The following is a 17,008-nucleotide window of genomic DNA, read 5'->3' on the forward strand; positions in this document are numbered from 1 at the left end:
ACCAGGGTTCCCGCGAGGGCGGTGCGGCCATTATGCGGGAGGCGCAAAGGGTGTGAATCGATTTCTGCCAACTATTTTAATCTCCCAGCGAAATCAGAGACTTGCGCCGGCAAGGGCGGAAAATCTGTTCACGTGATCGGCAGTCTCACAGCCTCGTTGGCCGTCGCATTCCGGGTGGAGAAGCGGTGTGACCCAGCGGCAGCATCTGGTAGCCTTGAGCCAGTTCCGTAAAAAGGAGGGATTCAACTGCTTAAGCGGTTGCCTGTGCTACACCGTGCTTGTACGAGCATATGACGCGTGGATGTGAACGGCCGATCTTCGAGGAACGCAAGCATTAGATGCCAGTAGAGAAAATCAGAAGGCTTGCGCGCTGGTCCGGCTATACTGCCACGCTTCTGAAACTGGGCCTGCGTGACCCAAAGGGAACTTTTTTATCCACGAAGAATGCCAGGAAGCTCGTAGGCGCCTACTCCAGGGGAGGGGCGTCTGAAGTTGCGAGGCTGATCCGCGCCACAAGAAGCATGCCTGTCATGGAAACAGGACCTCGAACGGTTTCCCTGGCGGAAGAATATGCGTTGGCGGTTTCAACCAGAGCGCGGAAAAAGGACGGAATCGACCTCGAGTTCGTGTCCAAGGCAGCGGAGCGGATTGCAGTCGAACGAGCGCCGGTCAAAGCCATTGCATTCTACCTTCCGCAGTTCCATCCGATCCCCGAAAACGATGCCTGGTGGGGGGAAGGGTTCACCGAGTGGACGAACGTAACCAAGGCGGCGCCCCAATATCTCGGGCACCATCAGCCGCAATTGCCGATCGACGTTGGTTTCTATGATCTACGCCTGGTCGAGACCATGGAGAAGCAGGCCCGTCTCGCCGACTGGTATGGGATAGGAGGGTTCTGCTTCCACTACTATTGGTTCGGCGGAAAGCGGCTGCTTGAGCGTCCGATCGACCAGTATCTGGCATCGAAGACGATCAAGCTGCCATTCTGCTTCTGCTGGGCAAACGAAAACTGGACCCGGCGCTGGGACGGGCAGGAAAACGAAGTCCTGATCTCCCAGAAATATTCCCCGGAGGATGACATCGCCTTCATCGAGGCTCTCTTTCCGGCCTTTTCCGATCCACGCTACATCCGCCATGACGGCAAGCCGATGCTGATCGTCTACCGGGTATCTCAGCTACCCGACCCCAAGGCCACGGCGAACAGATGGCGGCAGCGATGCAGGGAAGCAGGCATCGGCGAGATCTACCTGATCGCGGCCCGCTCGTTCGAGATCACCGACCCGAGGCCATATGGGTTCGACGCGGCCATCGAGTTCCCGCCCCATCAAATACCCGCGTCGAACATAACCAAGCAAATCGCCCTGGTGAATCCGTATTTCCGGGGGAACATCTACAGCTACGAAGACCTGGCGGACGGTTACGCCAGCCAGCGGACCGCCGACTATCCTTTGATAAAGACCGTTTCTCCGGGATGGGACAACGAAGCACGCCGGCCTGGCGCGGGGCACATCTTCCATGGGTCTTCGCCCAGCGCCTATGCCTCGTGGTTCAAGCGGTCGGTCGCTTATGCGGTCGAGCAGACCGCGGCGGACACAAACTATCCGCCTTTCGTCTTCATCAACGCCTGGAACGAATGGGCCGAAGGGGCGCACCTGGAGCCGGACCGCAGATACGGGTATGCCTACCTGCACGCCACCGGAAACATTCTGAGGGACTTGTATGTCGCTTCGGAGGAGGTGTCCGAGCGTGTCAAAGCATCGAGCGACCGGTTTGAGAAGAAGAATGACACGCTCGTCATAGTGCATGTGCACTACGAGGAACTCATTGGAGAGATCGTCGATACCCTATCAAGACTGCGTGGTGTCGACGTAACGATATCGGCGGGCCGCGCCGTTTCGGAAAAAAGCATCAGATATCTCCTCGACAATCTCCCTGGAGTTAGAATTGAATTATTCGACAACAGGGGAAGGGATCTTGCGCCTTTCCTTGATCAACTGGCATTCGCGCGAGAGCAGGGATATCGCTATGCCTGCAAGGTCCACACGAAAAAGTCGCCGCAGCGCAATGACGGGGAGGCGCTGCGGCGTCACGCGTTCGACGAGCTGATCGGATCGCAGGCGATTTTCGCCAAAAACAGGAAACGCTTCGAGGACGATCCGACGCTCGGGATGTTGGCGCCGTCGGGCTCCGTGCTTTCCCTGGCGCATCCGCCGCGGCACGTCCTAAACCGGCGCTGGCTCGACTATCTGTTCCAGCAGCTTGATATTGGGGAACTTGCCGAGAGTTACGATTGCGACTTCGTTGCAGGCTCGATGTTCTGGTTCCGGGTGGACGCGCTAAAGCGCGTCGCGGAACTGAAGCTGCTGCCGGAGATGTTCGAGTACGAGGTGGGACAGGTCGACGGCACGCTCGCGCATGCGGTGGAGAGAGTGCTGGCGGCCGCCGCCGCGAAATCGAGTTTCCGAACCGAGGAACTTTAGGAGCAGGCTCCACGGAAGCGCGTGTGTCGGCGGTGTGGGGCTTTGATGTTGTTGTGATGGCGTTAGGAACCTCCGGATGAAATGGTATTTCTGCCTGAACGAACACGGCATGAACGGTTTTGCGGAAAGCATGTTCGCAGCCGTTCACTCTGCGCTTCAAAACACTACCTTAGAGCCGCATTTCATCTACGACGGCGCCCCGAACGAAATCACGCGATATCTCCAGCGCATCGGCGTGACCGTTCATTTCCATCAGAATTCCTTTCTGGATCGGATAAATGCGGCCAAGGCGCAGCAAGGCTTCAATCCCGCGCACGCGCGTGGCGCCTACTTGCGGCTGGACATTCCCGTCATCGACCAGACGGACGATGTCGTCCTCTATACGGACGTCGACGTTCTCTTCCCCCGCGATCCGCGCATCGACATGAGGCCCGAGCTGTTCGCGGCAGCGCCGGAATACGCGATGCTTGCGAGCGGACCGGTCCCCAACAAGCACATCCTGAATTCCGGCGTCATGGTCATCAATCTGGGAGCGTTCCGCAAACGCCTTGCCGGTCTGATCGACTTTGCGGCGAAGCATGATTTCTATTTCCACGGTGACAGCGGCTTCTATGACCAGGGAGCGATCAACAAATTCTTCCCCGGCGAATGGGAGGCGTTGCCGCAGCGGCTTAACTGGCGACCCTTCTCCGGGCACCAGGAATTGCCCGAAATCATCCATTTCCACGGCACCAAGCCATATGAGCTGCCGCAACTGATTGCAGGTGGGAAAGGCGTGAGGGAGGTCGCCGGCCGCTTCTACAACCTGAACAAGACCAACTACCTCATGGCCTTTGGCCTATACATGCGATTCCAGACGCCCGAGACGCAAAGAATCCTGGGGGAAGCATTCCCCAAGGCGCAGCGCCTCTCTGTGTATCGACGGGGTGGGGACGGACTTCCCTACAAAAACGACCTGTGCCAGTTCATATTCAATGACCAATTCATCCGCGCTTCCAGCTTTTACGGCTCTCCCTATCTTGATGAGTTTTCGGGCATCATAACGAAATACGCCGCGGGTAAGAGCCTGTTTCGGATGCTGGAATGGGGTTCGGGCTTCACGTCCTTGCTGGCACCCATGGTCCTCGATTCCCTTGGCGTCGACTTTCGGCTCGAAAGCATTGACGACAATCCCAGATACCAGCGCGATCTGGCAAAATTCGTTTACGCATCGGACCGGATCGAATTTCGGCTCGAGGATTTGACCGGCCCGGGCAAGTCGCAGGCCGATCCGGAGCTGAACTACTCGACGAGCCCTTTGCGTAATCGCGAGGATTACGACTTCATCTTCATCGACGGCCGGCGGCGGGTAGAGTGCGCCTACATCGCAGCGTTGGTTTCCTCACCGGAGACCATCGTGGTGATCCACGATTTCCGGCGCGGCAGGTATCAGCCCGTCCTGGGCCTGTTCGAGGTCGTCGAGGAGACGGAGCAGTTCCGGGTGATGAAGATTCGGAAAGGCGTGCACGAAGCGCTCAAGCCCGGTCGGGCCGAAATACAGTCTTTACGATGATCCGCAGATCCATCCAGAAGGTCCGGCCCGTCAGATAGTCCGCGTCCCTGGCGGCGAGCTTCTCCGGGTCCGACATGTCGATGCCTTCGACCTGGGCGAGCCCGGTGATGCCGGGCCTGAGTGCGTAGACGCCGCGTTTCCTGCGGCGCTCTATCAGTTCCTTCTGGGTAGGCAGGCAGGGCCTCGGGCCGACGAGGCTCATCTCGCCCTTGAGCACGTTCCAGAGCTGCGGCAGCTCGTCGATCTTCAGCCCGCGCAGGACCTTTCCCGCGCTTGTTACGGCTTCTTTGCCTACCTCATGCGTCGGCAGCGACTTCGTGCCGACATACATGGTCCTTAGCTTCAGGCAGTTGAAGGGCTTTTCGTTGCGGCCGACCCGCTGTTGCGCGAAGAAGGCAGGCCCGGGCGACGAGGTTTTTACCCACAGGGCCGCGGCCACGACGAGGGGACAGGCAACGAGCGCAAGCGGAATTGCCAAAGCGAGGTCCTGCGCGCGGTTCACGGCGATCACATCCGCCTGAGCACGAGCGCCGCCCACAGCCCCAGCGTACCCTGCGGCGTCTGCCGGTAGACGCCGGATCTTTTGAGGCCGGTCGCGGCGGCGAACGGGTTGCGCGCCCCGCGGGCGCGGGCAAAAAGCTCCATGGTGTCAATCGCGTCGGGCGTCAGCAGATCACGGTTCCTTTCGAGGCCGGCGAGGTTCATCTCGCTCCATTCCGCGAACTGCCCGCGGAGCAGGCGCCTCAGCCGCCCCAGCCTGGCCGTCCAGGAGGTGTTGGCCCCGACGAGGTTCGCGCCATGCTGACGATAGCGGACGAGCGGTTCGGGCGAATAGTGCACGATGCCGCCGGCGCCTGTGACCAGCTGATACATCCACCAGTCATGGCTGACAAAGGGTGAGCGTCGCGAGGCGAGCGCCACGATATCGCGCGCGGCCCGGTTCAGCACCATCGTGTTGCCGCCGGCCAGGCTCTGCACCAACGCGTTGCGGAAGGACGGTTTTCGGCGAAACAGCGGCGATATGCCGATCGGCTCTCCCGACTGCGAGACGGTAAGCGTCCGTGAACAGAAGAGCAGTGGCAGCGAACCGTCCTGCGAACGCATCCAGGCCAGCGCAGTCTCCAGCTTGTGGGCTTCCCAGACATCGTCCTGGTCGCAGCAGGCGAAAAAATCCGCCTGCGCCGCGTCGTTCGCGATCAATGCCCGGAAATTCTCGGCGAAACCCTTGCCGGGACCTCCGCGGACGCTGAAGGTTCCCTTTGCCCAACGGTCTTGCCATGCCGAGAGGATCGTTGGTGTGGCGTCGGTCGAGCCATCGTCCGAGGCCCAGATATCGATCGAGGGATGGGTCTGAACTGCAAGCGAGCGAAGCTGCTCGTCGAGGAAGGCGGCGCCGTTCCTCGTCGCCAGCCATATCGCCACCGTGCCTGCGGGCTCGCTAGACGGCACGCTTGCGCTTCCTGCCTTCGGAACGGGCGAAGCCGTCATCTAGGAGCCGAAGTCGAACAGCATTTGCCGGACCGCGGGTTCGTCGCGGGCCTCGATCCGGTCGCGGATGCCGGCGATCCTGGCGGGAACGTCGATGGGCAATGCGTGACGGCGGCGTCCGCGCAGGATCTTTGGATGCGACGTCGGCGTCACGCCGTCCGGATTGTAGAACAGTTCCTCGTGAAGCTTCTCGCCCTCGCGCATGCCGATGGTGACAATCTCGATGTCGCCGTCCGGGTTGTCCGCGTCGCGTACCGAACGGTCGGACAGACGGATCATGGCTTCGGCCAGTTCCTTGATCCTGACCGGCTCGCCCATTTCGAGCAGGAGCACGTCGCCGGATTTCGACAGCGCGGTCGCCTGGATGATCAGTTCGGCAGCCTCCTGCACGGACATGAAATAGCGGGTCATGTCCTCATGGGTCAGCGTGACCGGGCCACCGGCGGCGATCTGCTCCTTGAAGAGCGGGACGACGGAACCGCTTGAGCCGATGACGTTTCCGAATCGGACCGAGGCGAAGTTGCGCTCGATACCGTGATTGTCGCTCCTGGTGCCATAGTGGCGGACGATGAACTCGGACCAGCGCTTCGTCGCACCCATAACGCTGGCCGGGCGCACCGCCTTGTCGGAGGAGATCAGGATGAAATTGGTGACGCCGCAGTCATAGGCGGCCTCGACGACGGTCCATGTTCCGAGCACGTTGTTGCGCGCGCCCTCCACACAGTTGGCCTCGACCATCGACACATGCTTGAACGCCGCGCAGTGATAGACGGTATCGACCCGATTGTCGCAGAGAATCCGCCTGACGAGTGCGCCGTCGGTGACCGATCCCAGTATATGGGTGATGGGGAAGGGGGTGTTCGCGGCAATGTCGCGGCCGATCTGGTAGAGCCCGTACTCGTTGAAATCCATAAGGATGAGCTTCGCAGGATTGAGCTTGGCCAAGGTGCGGGCGAGCGCGGAGCCGATCGAGCCGGCCGCACCGGTGACCAGGATGACGCGCCCGTCTATGACGCTGCGCATCAGCTCGGGATCGGCAGGCACGGGAGACCGACGCAGCAGATCGTCGATATCGATGTCGCGGATGTCGCCGATCGAATATTTGCCGGCGGCGAGATCGGCGATCGCAGGCAGGATCCTGAATTTTATCGGCAACGAGCTGAAGCGTGTGACCAGCGCACGCTGCGCCTCGCCGGTCGGCATCGGCGTGGTGACGATGATCTCGTCGACGTCGAAACCGTTGACGACTGTCTCCAGGTCGGCCATCCCGTAAACGCGCAGGCCGAGCATATCCATGCCCTTGAGGCCGGGATCGTCGCTGATGAACCCGATGACGTTGCGTTTGCGGCTGGACACGAGCGCGTTGACGAGTTGCATGGCCGGATTGCCGGTACCGTAGATCAAGGTCCGCTGGACGTTCGCCGCCGCCACCGGATCCGCCCAGAATAGCCACTTCGACCCGAACCGGCTGCCGGCGATCACCAGAACGCTGAGCGACCAGTAGACCACCGCCACGGATCGCGGCACGCCGGCGAGCCCGGTCATCTGGGTGAGGAAGGCGAGGCTGACCCACGCGAGCGCCGCCACGGTCACGGCCTTGAGGATCGTCCAGATCGCCCGTTCCGGAAGGAAGCGCAACACGGCGCGATAGAGCCCCATGCGGACAAAGATCGGCAGCGCGATCATCGGCGCCGCGAGCATGAGCAGCGCCTGTTCGACATTGGGAACGAAGAGATGGTTGAGCCGGAGCGAGAAGCTGAGCCACAGGACCGCGATCAACGCCACGAAATCGAAGCACACGAACAGCAATTTCTTCGCACCGCGCGGCAATGCCGCGATATGACGGCCGAGCTGTCCACTGTACATCTGGCGCTGATATCCTGTTGGACCAGATCCGATCACATTGCGCCGATCGTTGAATCCAATATCGGCTGTCGAAACAATTGACGTTTTGTCACAGCCGCGCCATCGAAGTGAAGCATCGTTTACCTGACGGAAAGATCAAGCCAGGTCGATATCTGACAGGACCGGACAATGCTTCGCAAGTATCGAAAAGTTCGGCTCTGCGCAAACTGATCAGCCCGGAAAATAAAAAAAACGCGTGACTTTATCCACGCTTCCCCACGCGCACTTACCATTGGCGATCGCAACCGATCGAGGAACCCAATGGAAAACTCCGCAAATCTCCAACTTCCCTACATCATGCCCTCGCAGGCGCAGAAGCACGTGACCCACAATGAAGCGGTCAGGACGCTCGATGCGCTGGTGCAACTGGCGGTGCTGGACCGGGACCTCCCAACGCCTCCCGCAACGCCCGTGGACGGCGCCCGCTATCTGATCGCCGCCGTCGGGACCGACGCCTGGGCAGGCAAGGACGGAACGATAGCCGCCTGGCAGGACGGGGCCTGGGCATTTCTTGCGCCGAAGGCGGGCTGGGTCGTCTGGGTCGCCGACGAAGACCGCCTGCTCGGGTTCGACGGGGCGGCGTGGATCGACGCCGCGGTGCACAGCGTGAACCCGGCGCCGCTGGTCGGCGTGAACACGGCCGCCGACCCGGCCAACCGGCTGGCCGTCAAGAGCCCCGCGTCGCTTTTCGACGAGGAAGACGGCGACCACCGGCTCAAGATCAACAAGGCGGCCGCCGGCGACACCGCTTCGCTGGTCTTTCAATCCGGCTATTCGGGCAGGGCGGAATTCGGCCTCGCCGGCGACGACGACTGGCACGTGAAGGTCTCGGCCAACGGTACCGCATGGACCGAGGCGCTGAAGGTCGACCGGGCGACCGGCCGCGTCAGCCTGCCGGCCGCGTTGCCGCTCGGCGACGAAAACCAGATTGTGACGCGGCGGCACGTGCGCGAGACCCTGACCGGGAACCGCACCTACCATGTCCGCGCGGATGGCAGCGACGGCAACGCTGGCCTCGCCGACAGCGCGGCCGGCGCGTTCCTGACGCTGCAGAAGGCGTTCGACACGATCTGCACGATCGACCTCAACGGCCATACGGTCACGATCAGCGTCGGCAGCGGTTCTTTCGAGGGGATAACCTTCAACAAGGCCTGGGTCGGCGGAAATATCGTCGTGTCGGGCGCGGGCGCATCGAACACGGTGATTGCCTCTACCTCATCGGGTGCGGCTTTTCACGCGACGGCCCCGATGCCCGGCATCGTCACACTGCAAAACATGAAGATAACCAACTCCGCTGGTGGCGGCATTCGACTGGATGCGGCATCCCGGTTCCTGTGCGGCGCTGGCCTGGAGTTTGGAACCTGCGTTGCGAGCCACATCCTGGCCGCCGCTCCGGGTGCGTTCCTGTCGATGCTGTCAGCCTACACGATTTCAGGGGGATCGATCTACCACCTCAATGCCCAATTCGGAGCCTATATCCGGGCGACTGGCGTGACGGTCACCCTGACGGGCACGCCGGCCTTTTCCATCGCCTATGCCAACGCTTCGAACATGGGCGCCATATTGGCTTCCGGCTCGTTTTCGGGAGCTGCCACCGGCCCACGCTACACTGCAACGGCAGGCGGGGGCATCAACACAAGCGGCAGTGGCGCCAGCTTCTTCCCGGGCAATGCTTCCGGAACGGCAACCTCGCCGGGATGGTATCTATGAGCGGCGGTCCCGCCTACGACCTGCTTTTGTACAGAAGAAACCATGGCGACGGGCGACCTAATTCTATGCTCGTCTAAGTAGAACCAGAATTTGATGGGGGTCGATCAGGTTATATTCCAACCCGGCGATTCGTAACCAGGGCCAGTTGTCCCGAATATATTCCAGGCTGATGGCGGCTTTTCCATAGGGAACGTCGCCGTCGACCGGCGCAACATCCTTGCTGGGTTCGAAGCCGAAGCCGCTCGTTTTGTACCCCGTGACAATCTCGGGCTGATGAACCGGATCGAAAGCCGATATGGGCCTCATGGTAAATACGATCAAACCGTCGGCAGAGAGGCTGTCAGCGCAGACCTTCGCAACGGCATTTGCGCTTCGAGGTGACAGATGCGTGAATATCGAGAATGCAAAAATGAGATCGAATTTAAGATTGAAAGGCAGTTGATCCGGAATCGACGCCACTTGGGCAAGCTGCCCCCTTACCCCCAAACTCTTAGCGACCTTCAGCACCGGCTCCCAAGCATCGACGCCAAACAACCGATCGTCGGGAACATATTTGTTGAATAGCCGCAGCAGGCGCCCCCAGCCCACTCCATAGTCAAGGATCGCGGCATCATCTATTTTCCGGCCGCTCCGAGTTTCGTACTCGCGGACGCATGCTCGGACAAAGGCGACGGATTGTTGAAGGAGACTTATCCCTGAACTGCCGACCCAATTGCGCTGGAACTGTTCAGCGGGCATTTTCGGGAAGTATGCGGACGCTGCGGGAAAGGACGCCAGTTCGTCCGTGCATGTCAGGGCAGCGAAAACGTCCAACGGGATCTGGGAGAGTATTGCCCGCGCCTCAGTGATGTCGTTGGAGGCTAGATGGCGCTCCAGCTTTTCGACCATGCCTCGGAAAACGTCATCTTTTGAAATTGCCGTCATCGCCTGATCGCCCGTGCTTTCAGTAGCATTGCCGGTTCTATTTCAAACGACGCAAGATGTCCCGCGTCTTTGGTGCTCAAAGAGCTTGTGTCTGAGGTGAAGGAGACGGCGCAGGAAGCGAGGCTGTCCTGGACAACAGCCGCTTGCCGAGCGCGACACCCGGCTTCTCGATCAGGCGGTAAGCCACGTCGGCCAAGAAGATCGTGATCGCCGTGACCGCGAGGCAGGACCAGATGAAGGGCGACCAGTCACCGGATTTCATCGTGTCGGTCGAGCCATAGATCCACCGCACCAGCGGCATGGTGTAGAGGATCACCGCGGGGTGCAGCAGATAGACGCTGTAGCCTCGCAATCCGACAAATACGGTTGCTGGATTTACGAGCAACGATGTCGGGTGAAGGGCCTGCGAAAGGATCAGGGCCGGAAAAGCAAGTCCGATCGCATAATGCCCGACAGGCAGGTCGCCAATCCGCAAGGATCCCAACCCGGAAAGTCCGACAAGCACCCACCAGGCCAGCGAGCCGCCAAGGAGCAGGTGGCTGACGATCCTGCGCTGCGGCAGTCCGGACAATCGCCGCCAGACGAAGTAGGCGAGCAGACCCATAACGAAGTAGGGTGAGGCTGTTACGATATTCTGCCGCGCGAATGACTTTGGAAGTTCGCCGCCATCGAGGATGGCCCATCGGCAACCGATCGAGACGATCAGTGTGACAAGCAACAGCGCGGCAGCCGATCGCCACGATTTCACGAATATGCAGAGGAGGGGGAAGACCAGGTAAAAGAGCATTTCCACGCCCAGCGACCAACTGGCCCAGACGATCCCTTCTGCCTTGCCGGGTATGAGGCCGAACAGGAAGGTGACGTTGAGGACCAGCGCGTCCCATCCTGGGAACTCCCCGTAGCGACGGGTCATTTCGAGGGTCCAGAACGCGATCATGAAGTACATCAACGGCGCGATGCGAAATAAGCGCCGCACCATAAAGCGGCGAATGGTTTCTTCGGTGCCCAGCTTTCCGAAATAGCCGACGGCCAGGCAAAAGGCGCTCAGCGCGAAGAACAATTCGACGCCAAGCCCGAATTTGTTGACCACCTCTGCGATCGCCGGCGGCGTTACGATGCGGTTCAAGGAATAGACGTGGACAACAACCACTCCGACTGCGGCCCAGGCGCGCAGCGCGTCCATTCCATCCAGTCTTTCCCGTGGTGCAGCGCTCATCTCGGCGCTCTTAGCACCTGGTTTCAGCTTTTCAAACAACACCTGCTATATTGAATAGCAACACGTCGGCATCGTCCGAACAAACCGTCTATATCCTCAGTCAGGCTGTGATCCTTCAAAGCAGACCTTCCAGTTGTGTCTTCAGCGACTGGACATCGACGTTGGCGCTTCGCTCGACAACAACGATCCGATGATTGAGGTGCCGCCGCGCTGCAAGTCGGATGAACCAATTGTCCTCGGCATCGGAAGGCAGGAGTTCGATGACGGTCGCGCCCGCAGACATAAATCCCGATAGTGCGTGGCCAGAGCCATACGAGGCTGCGACGGCAACCGCCCCGGATGCGATGGCCATCTGTGTCGGGATCGACATTTTGTGGGGAGACAGCACGGCGTAACCCGCCTCGGCGAAAAGATCAGCGACTTCGGATTCGTTGGACATTCGCGCGGTAGCGCCGCCACGACGCAGGAAAAGTTTCAGTGGAGGCACACGTGCACGCAGGAAGGTCCGCCTTCGGAGGTGATCGAAGGTCTCCACCGCAAGCGAGCCGGGCGTGTAGGTCGTTTGCGCGGCCAGTGCGGAAGTTATGATTGCGGACCGAAAACGAACGATCCGCTCACTGAGCGTGATGATGGAAGTCTGGGGTATGCCTGCGAAGCGTAGAAGATCCAGCATCCACTGTTGAGGCTGAAACAGCGCAATCTTCAGCCCGCGTTGCACGATCTGCCGGCGCAACGAAATGGCCACTGAAAGCGAGTCCATGACGAAATGGCCAAACACGGAGGCCGATGAATGCGCAACGATCAGCACGTCATCCGGCACATCGACCGCCGGTCCGGGCGAGTAGATATACCCTTCGTCGGTGCTCTCAATTCCCGGCAGGTAAGTGAACGGCCATTTGCCGAAAGTTGCGCCTCGGTTGGGATAGGATTCATGAATGAGGACGCCGTCCGGCGTTGCAACCAAGTTGCAGTATTTCAAGTAGAGCGGACTGCGAAGCTTGGCCAGGAAGAACGGTCCAAAGCTGTATGGTCTCGGCGGCGACAGGAAACTATTTGTGCGAAGCGCAGAAGGGTTGAGGGAAACGGTCGGGGCTGGCGCCGGATAGTGTTCCGGCTCCATGAGGTGGATTCCTTCTCCCGCATCGCAGAGTTCGTCGACGCTCGAACACCGCGGCAGCCTAAGGTCCAGAGCCGATATCAGTTCAGCCTTGACTTTGGACGATGGCGGCAAGGTCTATCTCGCCAACGCTTGTCGTAGCAGAGACTTTTGCGACAGGATTGTCGTGCGGGGCAGTGAACGTCGCGCGCGACCGGTAACGGCTCCGGCAGCTGCAACGCCGTGCAGTTCGTCAGGTAGTCTGGAATATTGAATAGCTGCCCCCCGCTTTCCATACCCACCACGCCTCGCTTAGCACTTCCGTTCAACTTCTCAAAGAAGATCTGCCGTTAGGGAAGCAGCGATGGAGTGAGTTATCGACACCGCGGATCCCATCCTTGGCATTCCGATCGAATGTCGTTGACGCTTGTGTTCGGCCCGGGATGTGCTAGCAGCGCCCGTGACTTCGTGGAGCAAGGATGATCGAACTCGCTAGGCGCGGGCTGTCCGACCTGGGCGCTGCCTTAAGGCTCAGAAGCGTCTGGTGGGCGCTGGCGTCCGAGGACGTTGCCGATTCGCATCGCCGCACCGTGCTCGGTCCCGTCTGGCCGCTGCTCAACTATCTGCTCTTCGTCGGGACCCTGATCCTGATTCTCGGCGACGGCGGCGGGAAGGCCCACTTCACGTCCTATGTGGCCGCCGGCATGCTCGTATGGCTTTTCATCAACGACACGCTGTCGATGAGCGTGTCGCTGTTTGCGCGGGAGGAAGGCTTCATCAAGGGCACGGTGCTGCCGATCTCGCTCTATGTGCTCAGGCAGACGCTGGTGATCGCCATACGGTCGTTCTATGCGCTTCTCGGCGCCATCCCGGTCCTCCTCTACGGCGGGATGGAGTTGACGCCGGCCCTGTTGTCGGTCGTCCCGGCGATTGCCGTTCTCCTGCTGACGGCGCCTGCGGTGGGCGTCCTGCTCGGCATTGCCGCAGCCTATTTCCCCGACCTGCGGTTCATGGTGGTCAACGTCACGCGGCTCCTGATGTTCCTGACGCCCGTGTTCTGGATGCCTGCAGGCGCCGGCGGATGGCGCGGCGCGCTCTATCATTGGAACCCGCTAACCCACTATATAGACATCGTGCGCCAGCCCATGATCGCCGGCACCATTGCCTGGAATTCCTGGGCAATCACCCTGTCGATCACGGCGCTGCTGTCCGTGGCGGCGCTGGTGATGCTCGGCAAGTTCAATCGACAGATCGTGTTCCAGCTCTGACCATGGTTTCCATTCGAGCAACAAATGTCGGCCTGCGCTATCCGGTGCCGAGGGACGTCAAGCTGAAGGGCGACACCCGCACCACCGTCGGCGGACGCTTTTTCGCCGGTGGCGGGCGACGCTACGTCACCGCGCTCGACGATGTCAGCTTCGAGCTGAGGGCCGGGGACCGGCTCGGCCTGGTCGGCGGCAACGGCGCGGGCAAGACGACCCTGCTGAAGGTGCTCTACGGCATTTACGAGCCCTCCGTCGGCTCGCTCGAGGCTGAGGGCCGACGCGATGCGCTGTTCAACATCGGCCTGGGTTTCCGCCACGACGCGACGGGCAGGCGCAACATCGTGCTGCGCGGCCTGATCAACGGCTGGAGCAACCGCGAGATCGAACAGCGGATGGAGGAGATCGTCGAGTTCAGCGAACTCGGCGATTTCATCGACATGCCGGTGCGCAGCTACAGCCAGGGCATGTCGGCGCGTCTTGCCTTCGCAATCGCGACGAGCTTCGAGCCCGAGATCCTGTTGATGGATGAGTGGATTGGCGCCGGCGACAAGGATTTCCAGGAGAAGGCGAAGGCGCGGCTGGAGAAGATGGTGACGAAGGCCGGCATCATCGTCCTGGCTTCGCACAACAACTCGCTTCTGGGGCGCGTCTGCAACCGCATCATCTCGCTCGATCACGGGCGCATCGCATGGGATGGGAAGGCCGACGAGTATTTCGCCCGCCCCGGCGTGAAGTAGAGCGGCCGCACGGCTCATCGCTGCCGGCCTAACTGACCCGCCGGTTCTATTATGATTCCGGAACGAAAGCCGGTTCCTGCGTGTCTGGGGAACGTTTCGGCGGGAGCGTCGAAGAACCAGCGCAATGTTCTGCTTCCGCAACCTCTTCCCGGAGCATGGACGTGCCCGCGGAGAGGTAGATGCCGACCGCCAGGAAGGCTATGAGCACCGTGTCCAGTATGTCGTGGCCGACGATGATGCCGACGAGGCCGTTCACCACATAGGTCGTGACGACCGCTATCAGCAGGATTGCTCCCAGCCTGGCGTCTGCAGCCGAACTCGTCGCGAGAGTCCGCACGGCGAGGTAGGCGGCGACAATGAAAACCGCCATCAGCGAAAGCATGCCAACGATGCCCGCCTCTACCCAGGCGGTGAGAAAGCCATTGTGGAGATGGCTGTAGCCAACATCCAATCCGGCCTTCTTGAATCCGTTCCGGATGAGCGGCCTCGTCGCCTGCGGCCCGTGCCCGAGCACCGGGCTTTCCTCTATCGCCGATATGCCGATCCGCCAGAGTTCCGCTCGCTGGCCGAGCGAGGTGTTGTAATTCCCCTGCTCGCTCATCAGCCTCCAGTCGTTGACCAGCGCCTCGACGCGGCTCGGTATGATCTGAGTACCGACAAAGGAGAAGGCGCCGATGGCCAGCGCCGTGCAGGATACGGCCAGAGCCGAGCTCAGGGCGTGCCGGCGCTCGCGGAAGATCCAGAGGACAGCTGCGGTCGACAGGAATAGCGCCAGCCAAGTCGCCCGCGACCCGGAATAAAGAATCGCGATGCTGCCGGCGCAATACGCCCCGAAAAGCAGCGCGGCCGCCATGCCCTCCCGCATGAAGGCCCCGGCAAGCACGATGGTCGCGGCCATGCAGGTCACAGCGGCGAAGACGATGGGGTTGCCTGCGCCGCCCTCGGCACGAATGCCGTAGCCGTGGAACTGGATGGCCGCGAGCACCAGCGCTCCGTAGCAGGCGATCATGCTTGCCGTTACCACGCTTCGCGCGATGGTTTCCTTCCTGGACAGACACCAGCTTGAATACAGGAACGGGAAAAGCAGAAGCGGCACCACGGGCGCGGCCGCGTGCCAGTCCGGCATCGGATTGGCGACCAGCGCCACCAGATAGGATGCACAGTAGAGGTATATCGGCACCGTGGCGTAAAGCAGGAAACGATCCCGGCTGAGCGGCATCAAGCCCTTCAGGATTTCCAGGATGCCGCCTACGCCGCCGACGATGACGGCGACGCTGACCACGGAGCCCAGCACCGGCGCGCTGGCAAAACAGATATAGGTGTAAATCTGGCTGCGACGGTCGCCATGCGCGAGCAACCAATTGGAAAACCAACGGGGAAGCGGAATGCCGGTGTTGTTGTTCTTTGAATCGTGCATTCGCTGTAATCGCAGGCGCCAGGAACGGTTGTCTCCCTGCCCCTACCGGGACGATAGTCGATGACGAAGGATCCCGCCAGCGGATTGAAGTGAAGTTCTGAGTCATCCGCAACAATGACGAAAGAAGTCGCCCGATCCTTTTAGAACAGCTTTCTAGCCAGCATTGCGGGGGCGCAAACTCCACATGGCCGATGTGCCGATCTTTAGTGAGCTGCCGCTTGAGAAATCGGGGATTTGTGAGAATATCCGCGAAAATCACGGCCTGACGCGATTTACCTTGCGTCAGGCGGCCGCGACATTCGAAGGCTTCCCATGCTTGCCAGGCTCACCCATCTCGACCGTCTAGAGGCCGAGGCCATCCACATATTCCGCGAAGTGGCTGCGTCCTTCGCGAAGCCGGTCATGCTCTATTCGGTCGGCAAGGATTCGTCCGTCCTGCTGCATCTGGCGATGAAGGCGTTCTATCCGGCGAAGCCGCCATTCCCGTTCCTCCATGTCGACACGACCTGGAAATTCCGGGAGATGATCGAATTTCGGGACGCCATGGCGAAGAAGCTCGGTTTCGATCTCCTTGTGCACGTCAACGAGGACGGCGTCCGCGACAATATCAACCCGTTCGACCATGGCTCGAACGTGCACACGCATGTGATGAAGACAGTCGGGCTACGCCAGGCGCTCGACAAATATGGCTTCGACGCGGCCTTCGGCGGCGCTCGCCGCGACGAAGAGAAATCGCGGGCCAAGGAACGCATTTTCTCCTTCCGTAACGCGCAGCATGCTTGGGACCCCAAGCACCAGCGCCCCGAGATGTGGAAGATCTACAACACGCGCGTCTCGCCGGGCGAATCGATCCGTGTCTTCCCGCTGTCGAACTGGACCGAACTGGATATCTGGCAGTACATCCTGCAGGAAGACATTCCGATCGTTCCGCTCTATTTCGCGAAGCGGCGGCCGGTGGTCGAACGCGACGGCATGCTGATCCTGCGCGACGACGAGCGCATGAAGCTCAGGCCGTCCGAAACGGTGGAGAACCGGCTGGTGCGCTTCAGGACGCTTGGCTGCTACCCGCTGACGGGAGCGATCGAATCTGACGCCGACAGCCTGGAGGGCATCGTCAGCGAAATGCTTGTCGCCCGCACGTCGGAGCGGCAGGGCCGCCTGATCGACCGGGACGAAGCCGGATCGATGGAAAAGAAGAAGCGCGAAGGATATTTCTGA

At 60.8% G+C, this 17,008-nt stretch carries 13 protein-coding genes; 6 read left to right on the plus strand and 7 right to left on the minus strand.

All coding sequences use genetic code 11. The annotated features are described in order from the left end of the window. The first annotated feature begins 530 nt into the window (after positions 1 to 530). Together D8676_RS12250 and D8676_RS12255 are read left to right on the plus strand one after the other, a co-directional pair. Positions 531 to 2,480, plus strand: a complete 1,950-nt coding sequence (locus tag D8676_RS12250) for a glycoside hydrolase family 99-like domain-containing protein (RefSeq protein ID WP_183097080.1) — start codon at positions 531 to 533, stop codon at positions 2,478 to 2,480. Positions 2,481 to 2,556: 76 nt separating this feature from the next. Beyond that, positions 2,557 to 4,032, plus strand: coding sequence for a glycosyltransferase (locus D8676_RS12255; RefSeq protein ID WP_121581184.1), 1,476 nt, complete (start codon positions 2,557 to 2,559; stop codon positions 4,030 to 4,032). Here the strand turns inward: D8676_RS12255 and D8676_RS12260 are convergent. The 3 genes from D8676_RS12260 to D8676_RS12270 are packed head-to-tail and all read right to left on the minus strand — an operon-like array spanning position 3,995 to position 7,386. Continuing rightward, the gene (locus D8676_RS12260) at positions 3,995 to 4,534 is read right to left on the minus strand and encodes a sugar transferase (protein WP_183097081.1); all 540 of its coding nucleotides are present in this window, start codon (positions 4,532 to 4,534) and stop codon (positions 3,995 to 3,997) included. The genes D8676_RS12255 and D8676_RS12260 overlap by 38 nt on opposite strands. A gap of 5 nt (positions 4,535 to 4,539) precedes the next feature. After that, entirely contained in the window at positions 4,540 to 5,481 is a 942-nt protein-coding gene (locus D8676_RS12265) for a glycosyltransferase family 2 protein (protein WP_245426763.1), read from the minus strand. Positions 5,482 to 5,520: 39 nt separating this feature from the next. Beyond that, positions 5,521 to 7,386 (minus strand): nucleoside-diphosphate sugar epimerase/dehydratase, encoded by a 1,866-nt coding sequence (locus D8676_RS12270; RefSeq protein WP_121581187.1) that lies wholly within the window; start codon positions 7,384 to 7,386, stop codon positions 5,521 to 5,523. A 300-nt stretch (positions 7,387 to 7,686) separates the two neighbouring features. Here D8676_RS12270 and D8676_RS12275 point away from each other — a divergent pair, with 300 nt between their 5' ends. Next, positions 7,687 to 9,135 (plus strand): DUF2793 domain-containing protein, encoded by a 1,449-nt coding sequence (locus D8676_RS12275; protein ID WP_121581188.1) that lies wholly within the window; start codon positions 7,687 to 7,689, stop codon positions 9,133 to 9,135. Between the two features lie 63 nt (positions 9,136 to 9,198). Here D8676_RS12275 and D8676_RS12280 read toward each other — a convergent pair whose 3' ends face one another. The 3 genes from D8676_RS12280 to D8676_RS12290 form a co-directional block, all read right to left on the minus strand. After that, positions 9,199 to 10,059, minus strand: a complete 861-nt coding sequence (locus D8676_RS12280; RefSeq protein WP_121581189.1) for a class I SAM-dependent methyltransferase — start codon at positions 10,057 to 10,059, stop codon at positions 9,199 to 9,201. 76 nt (positions 10,060 to 10,135) lie between these two features. Next, positions 10,136 to 11,242: an acyltransferase gene (locus tag D8676_RS12285; RefSeq protein ID WP_183097082.1), complete on the minus strand. Its 1,107-nt coding sequence runs from the start codon at positions 11,240 to 11,242 to the stop codon at positions 10,136 to 10,138. A 148-nt stretch (positions 11,243 to 11,390) separates the two neighbouring features. Then, positions 11,391 to 12,395: a glycosyltransferase 61 family protein gene (locus D8676_RS12290; RefSeq protein ID WP_121581191.1), complete on the minus strand. Its 1,005-nt coding sequence runs from the start codon at positions 12,393 to 12,395 to the stop codon at positions 11,391 to 11,393. A 455-nt stretch (positions 12,396 to 12,850) separates the two neighbouring features. Between D8676_RS12290 and D8676_RS12295 the strand changes: the two genes are divergently transcribed. Both D8676_RS12295 and D8676_RS12300 read left to right on the plus strand, forming a co-directional pair. Continuing rightward, a complete protein-coding gene (locus tag D8676_RS12295) occupies positions 12,851 to 13,639 on the plus strand; it encodes an ABC transporter permease (protein ID WP_121581192.1) in 789 nt (262 codons plus the stop codon). A 2-nt stretch (positions 13,640 to 13,641) separates the two neighbouring features. Continuing rightward, on the plus strand, positions 13,642 to 14,373 hold the full coding sequence (locus D8676_RS12300) for an ABC transporter ATP-binding protein (protein WP_121581193.1): 732 nt from the start codon (positions 13,642 to 13,644) through the stop codon (positions 14,371 to 14,373). A 49-nt stretch (positions 14,374 to 14,422) separates the two neighbouring features. On the opposite strand, the gene D8676_RS12305 is transcribed toward D8676_RS12300, so the two are convergent. Further along, positions 14,423 to 15,790 (minus strand): O-antigen ligase, encoded by a 1,368-nt coding sequence (locus tag D8676_RS12305; RefSeq protein ID WP_121581194.1) that lies wholly within the window; start codon positions 15,788 to 15,790, stop codon positions 14,423 to 14,425. Positions 15,791 to 16,102: 312 nt separating this feature from the next. On the opposite strand from D8676_RS12305, the gene cysD reads away from it, so the two are divergent. Further along, a complete protein-coding gene (gene cysD / locus D8676_RS12310; RefSeq protein ID WP_121581195.1) occupies positions 16,103 to 17,008 on the plus strand; it encodes a sulfate adenylyltransferase subunit CysD in 906 nt (301 codons plus the stop codon).

This window comes from Mesorhizobium sp. YM1C-6-2 (assembly GCF_003666685.1).
Lineage (GTDB): Bacteria > Pseudomonadota > Alphaproteobacteria > Rhizobiales > Rhizobiaceae > Mesorhizobium_K.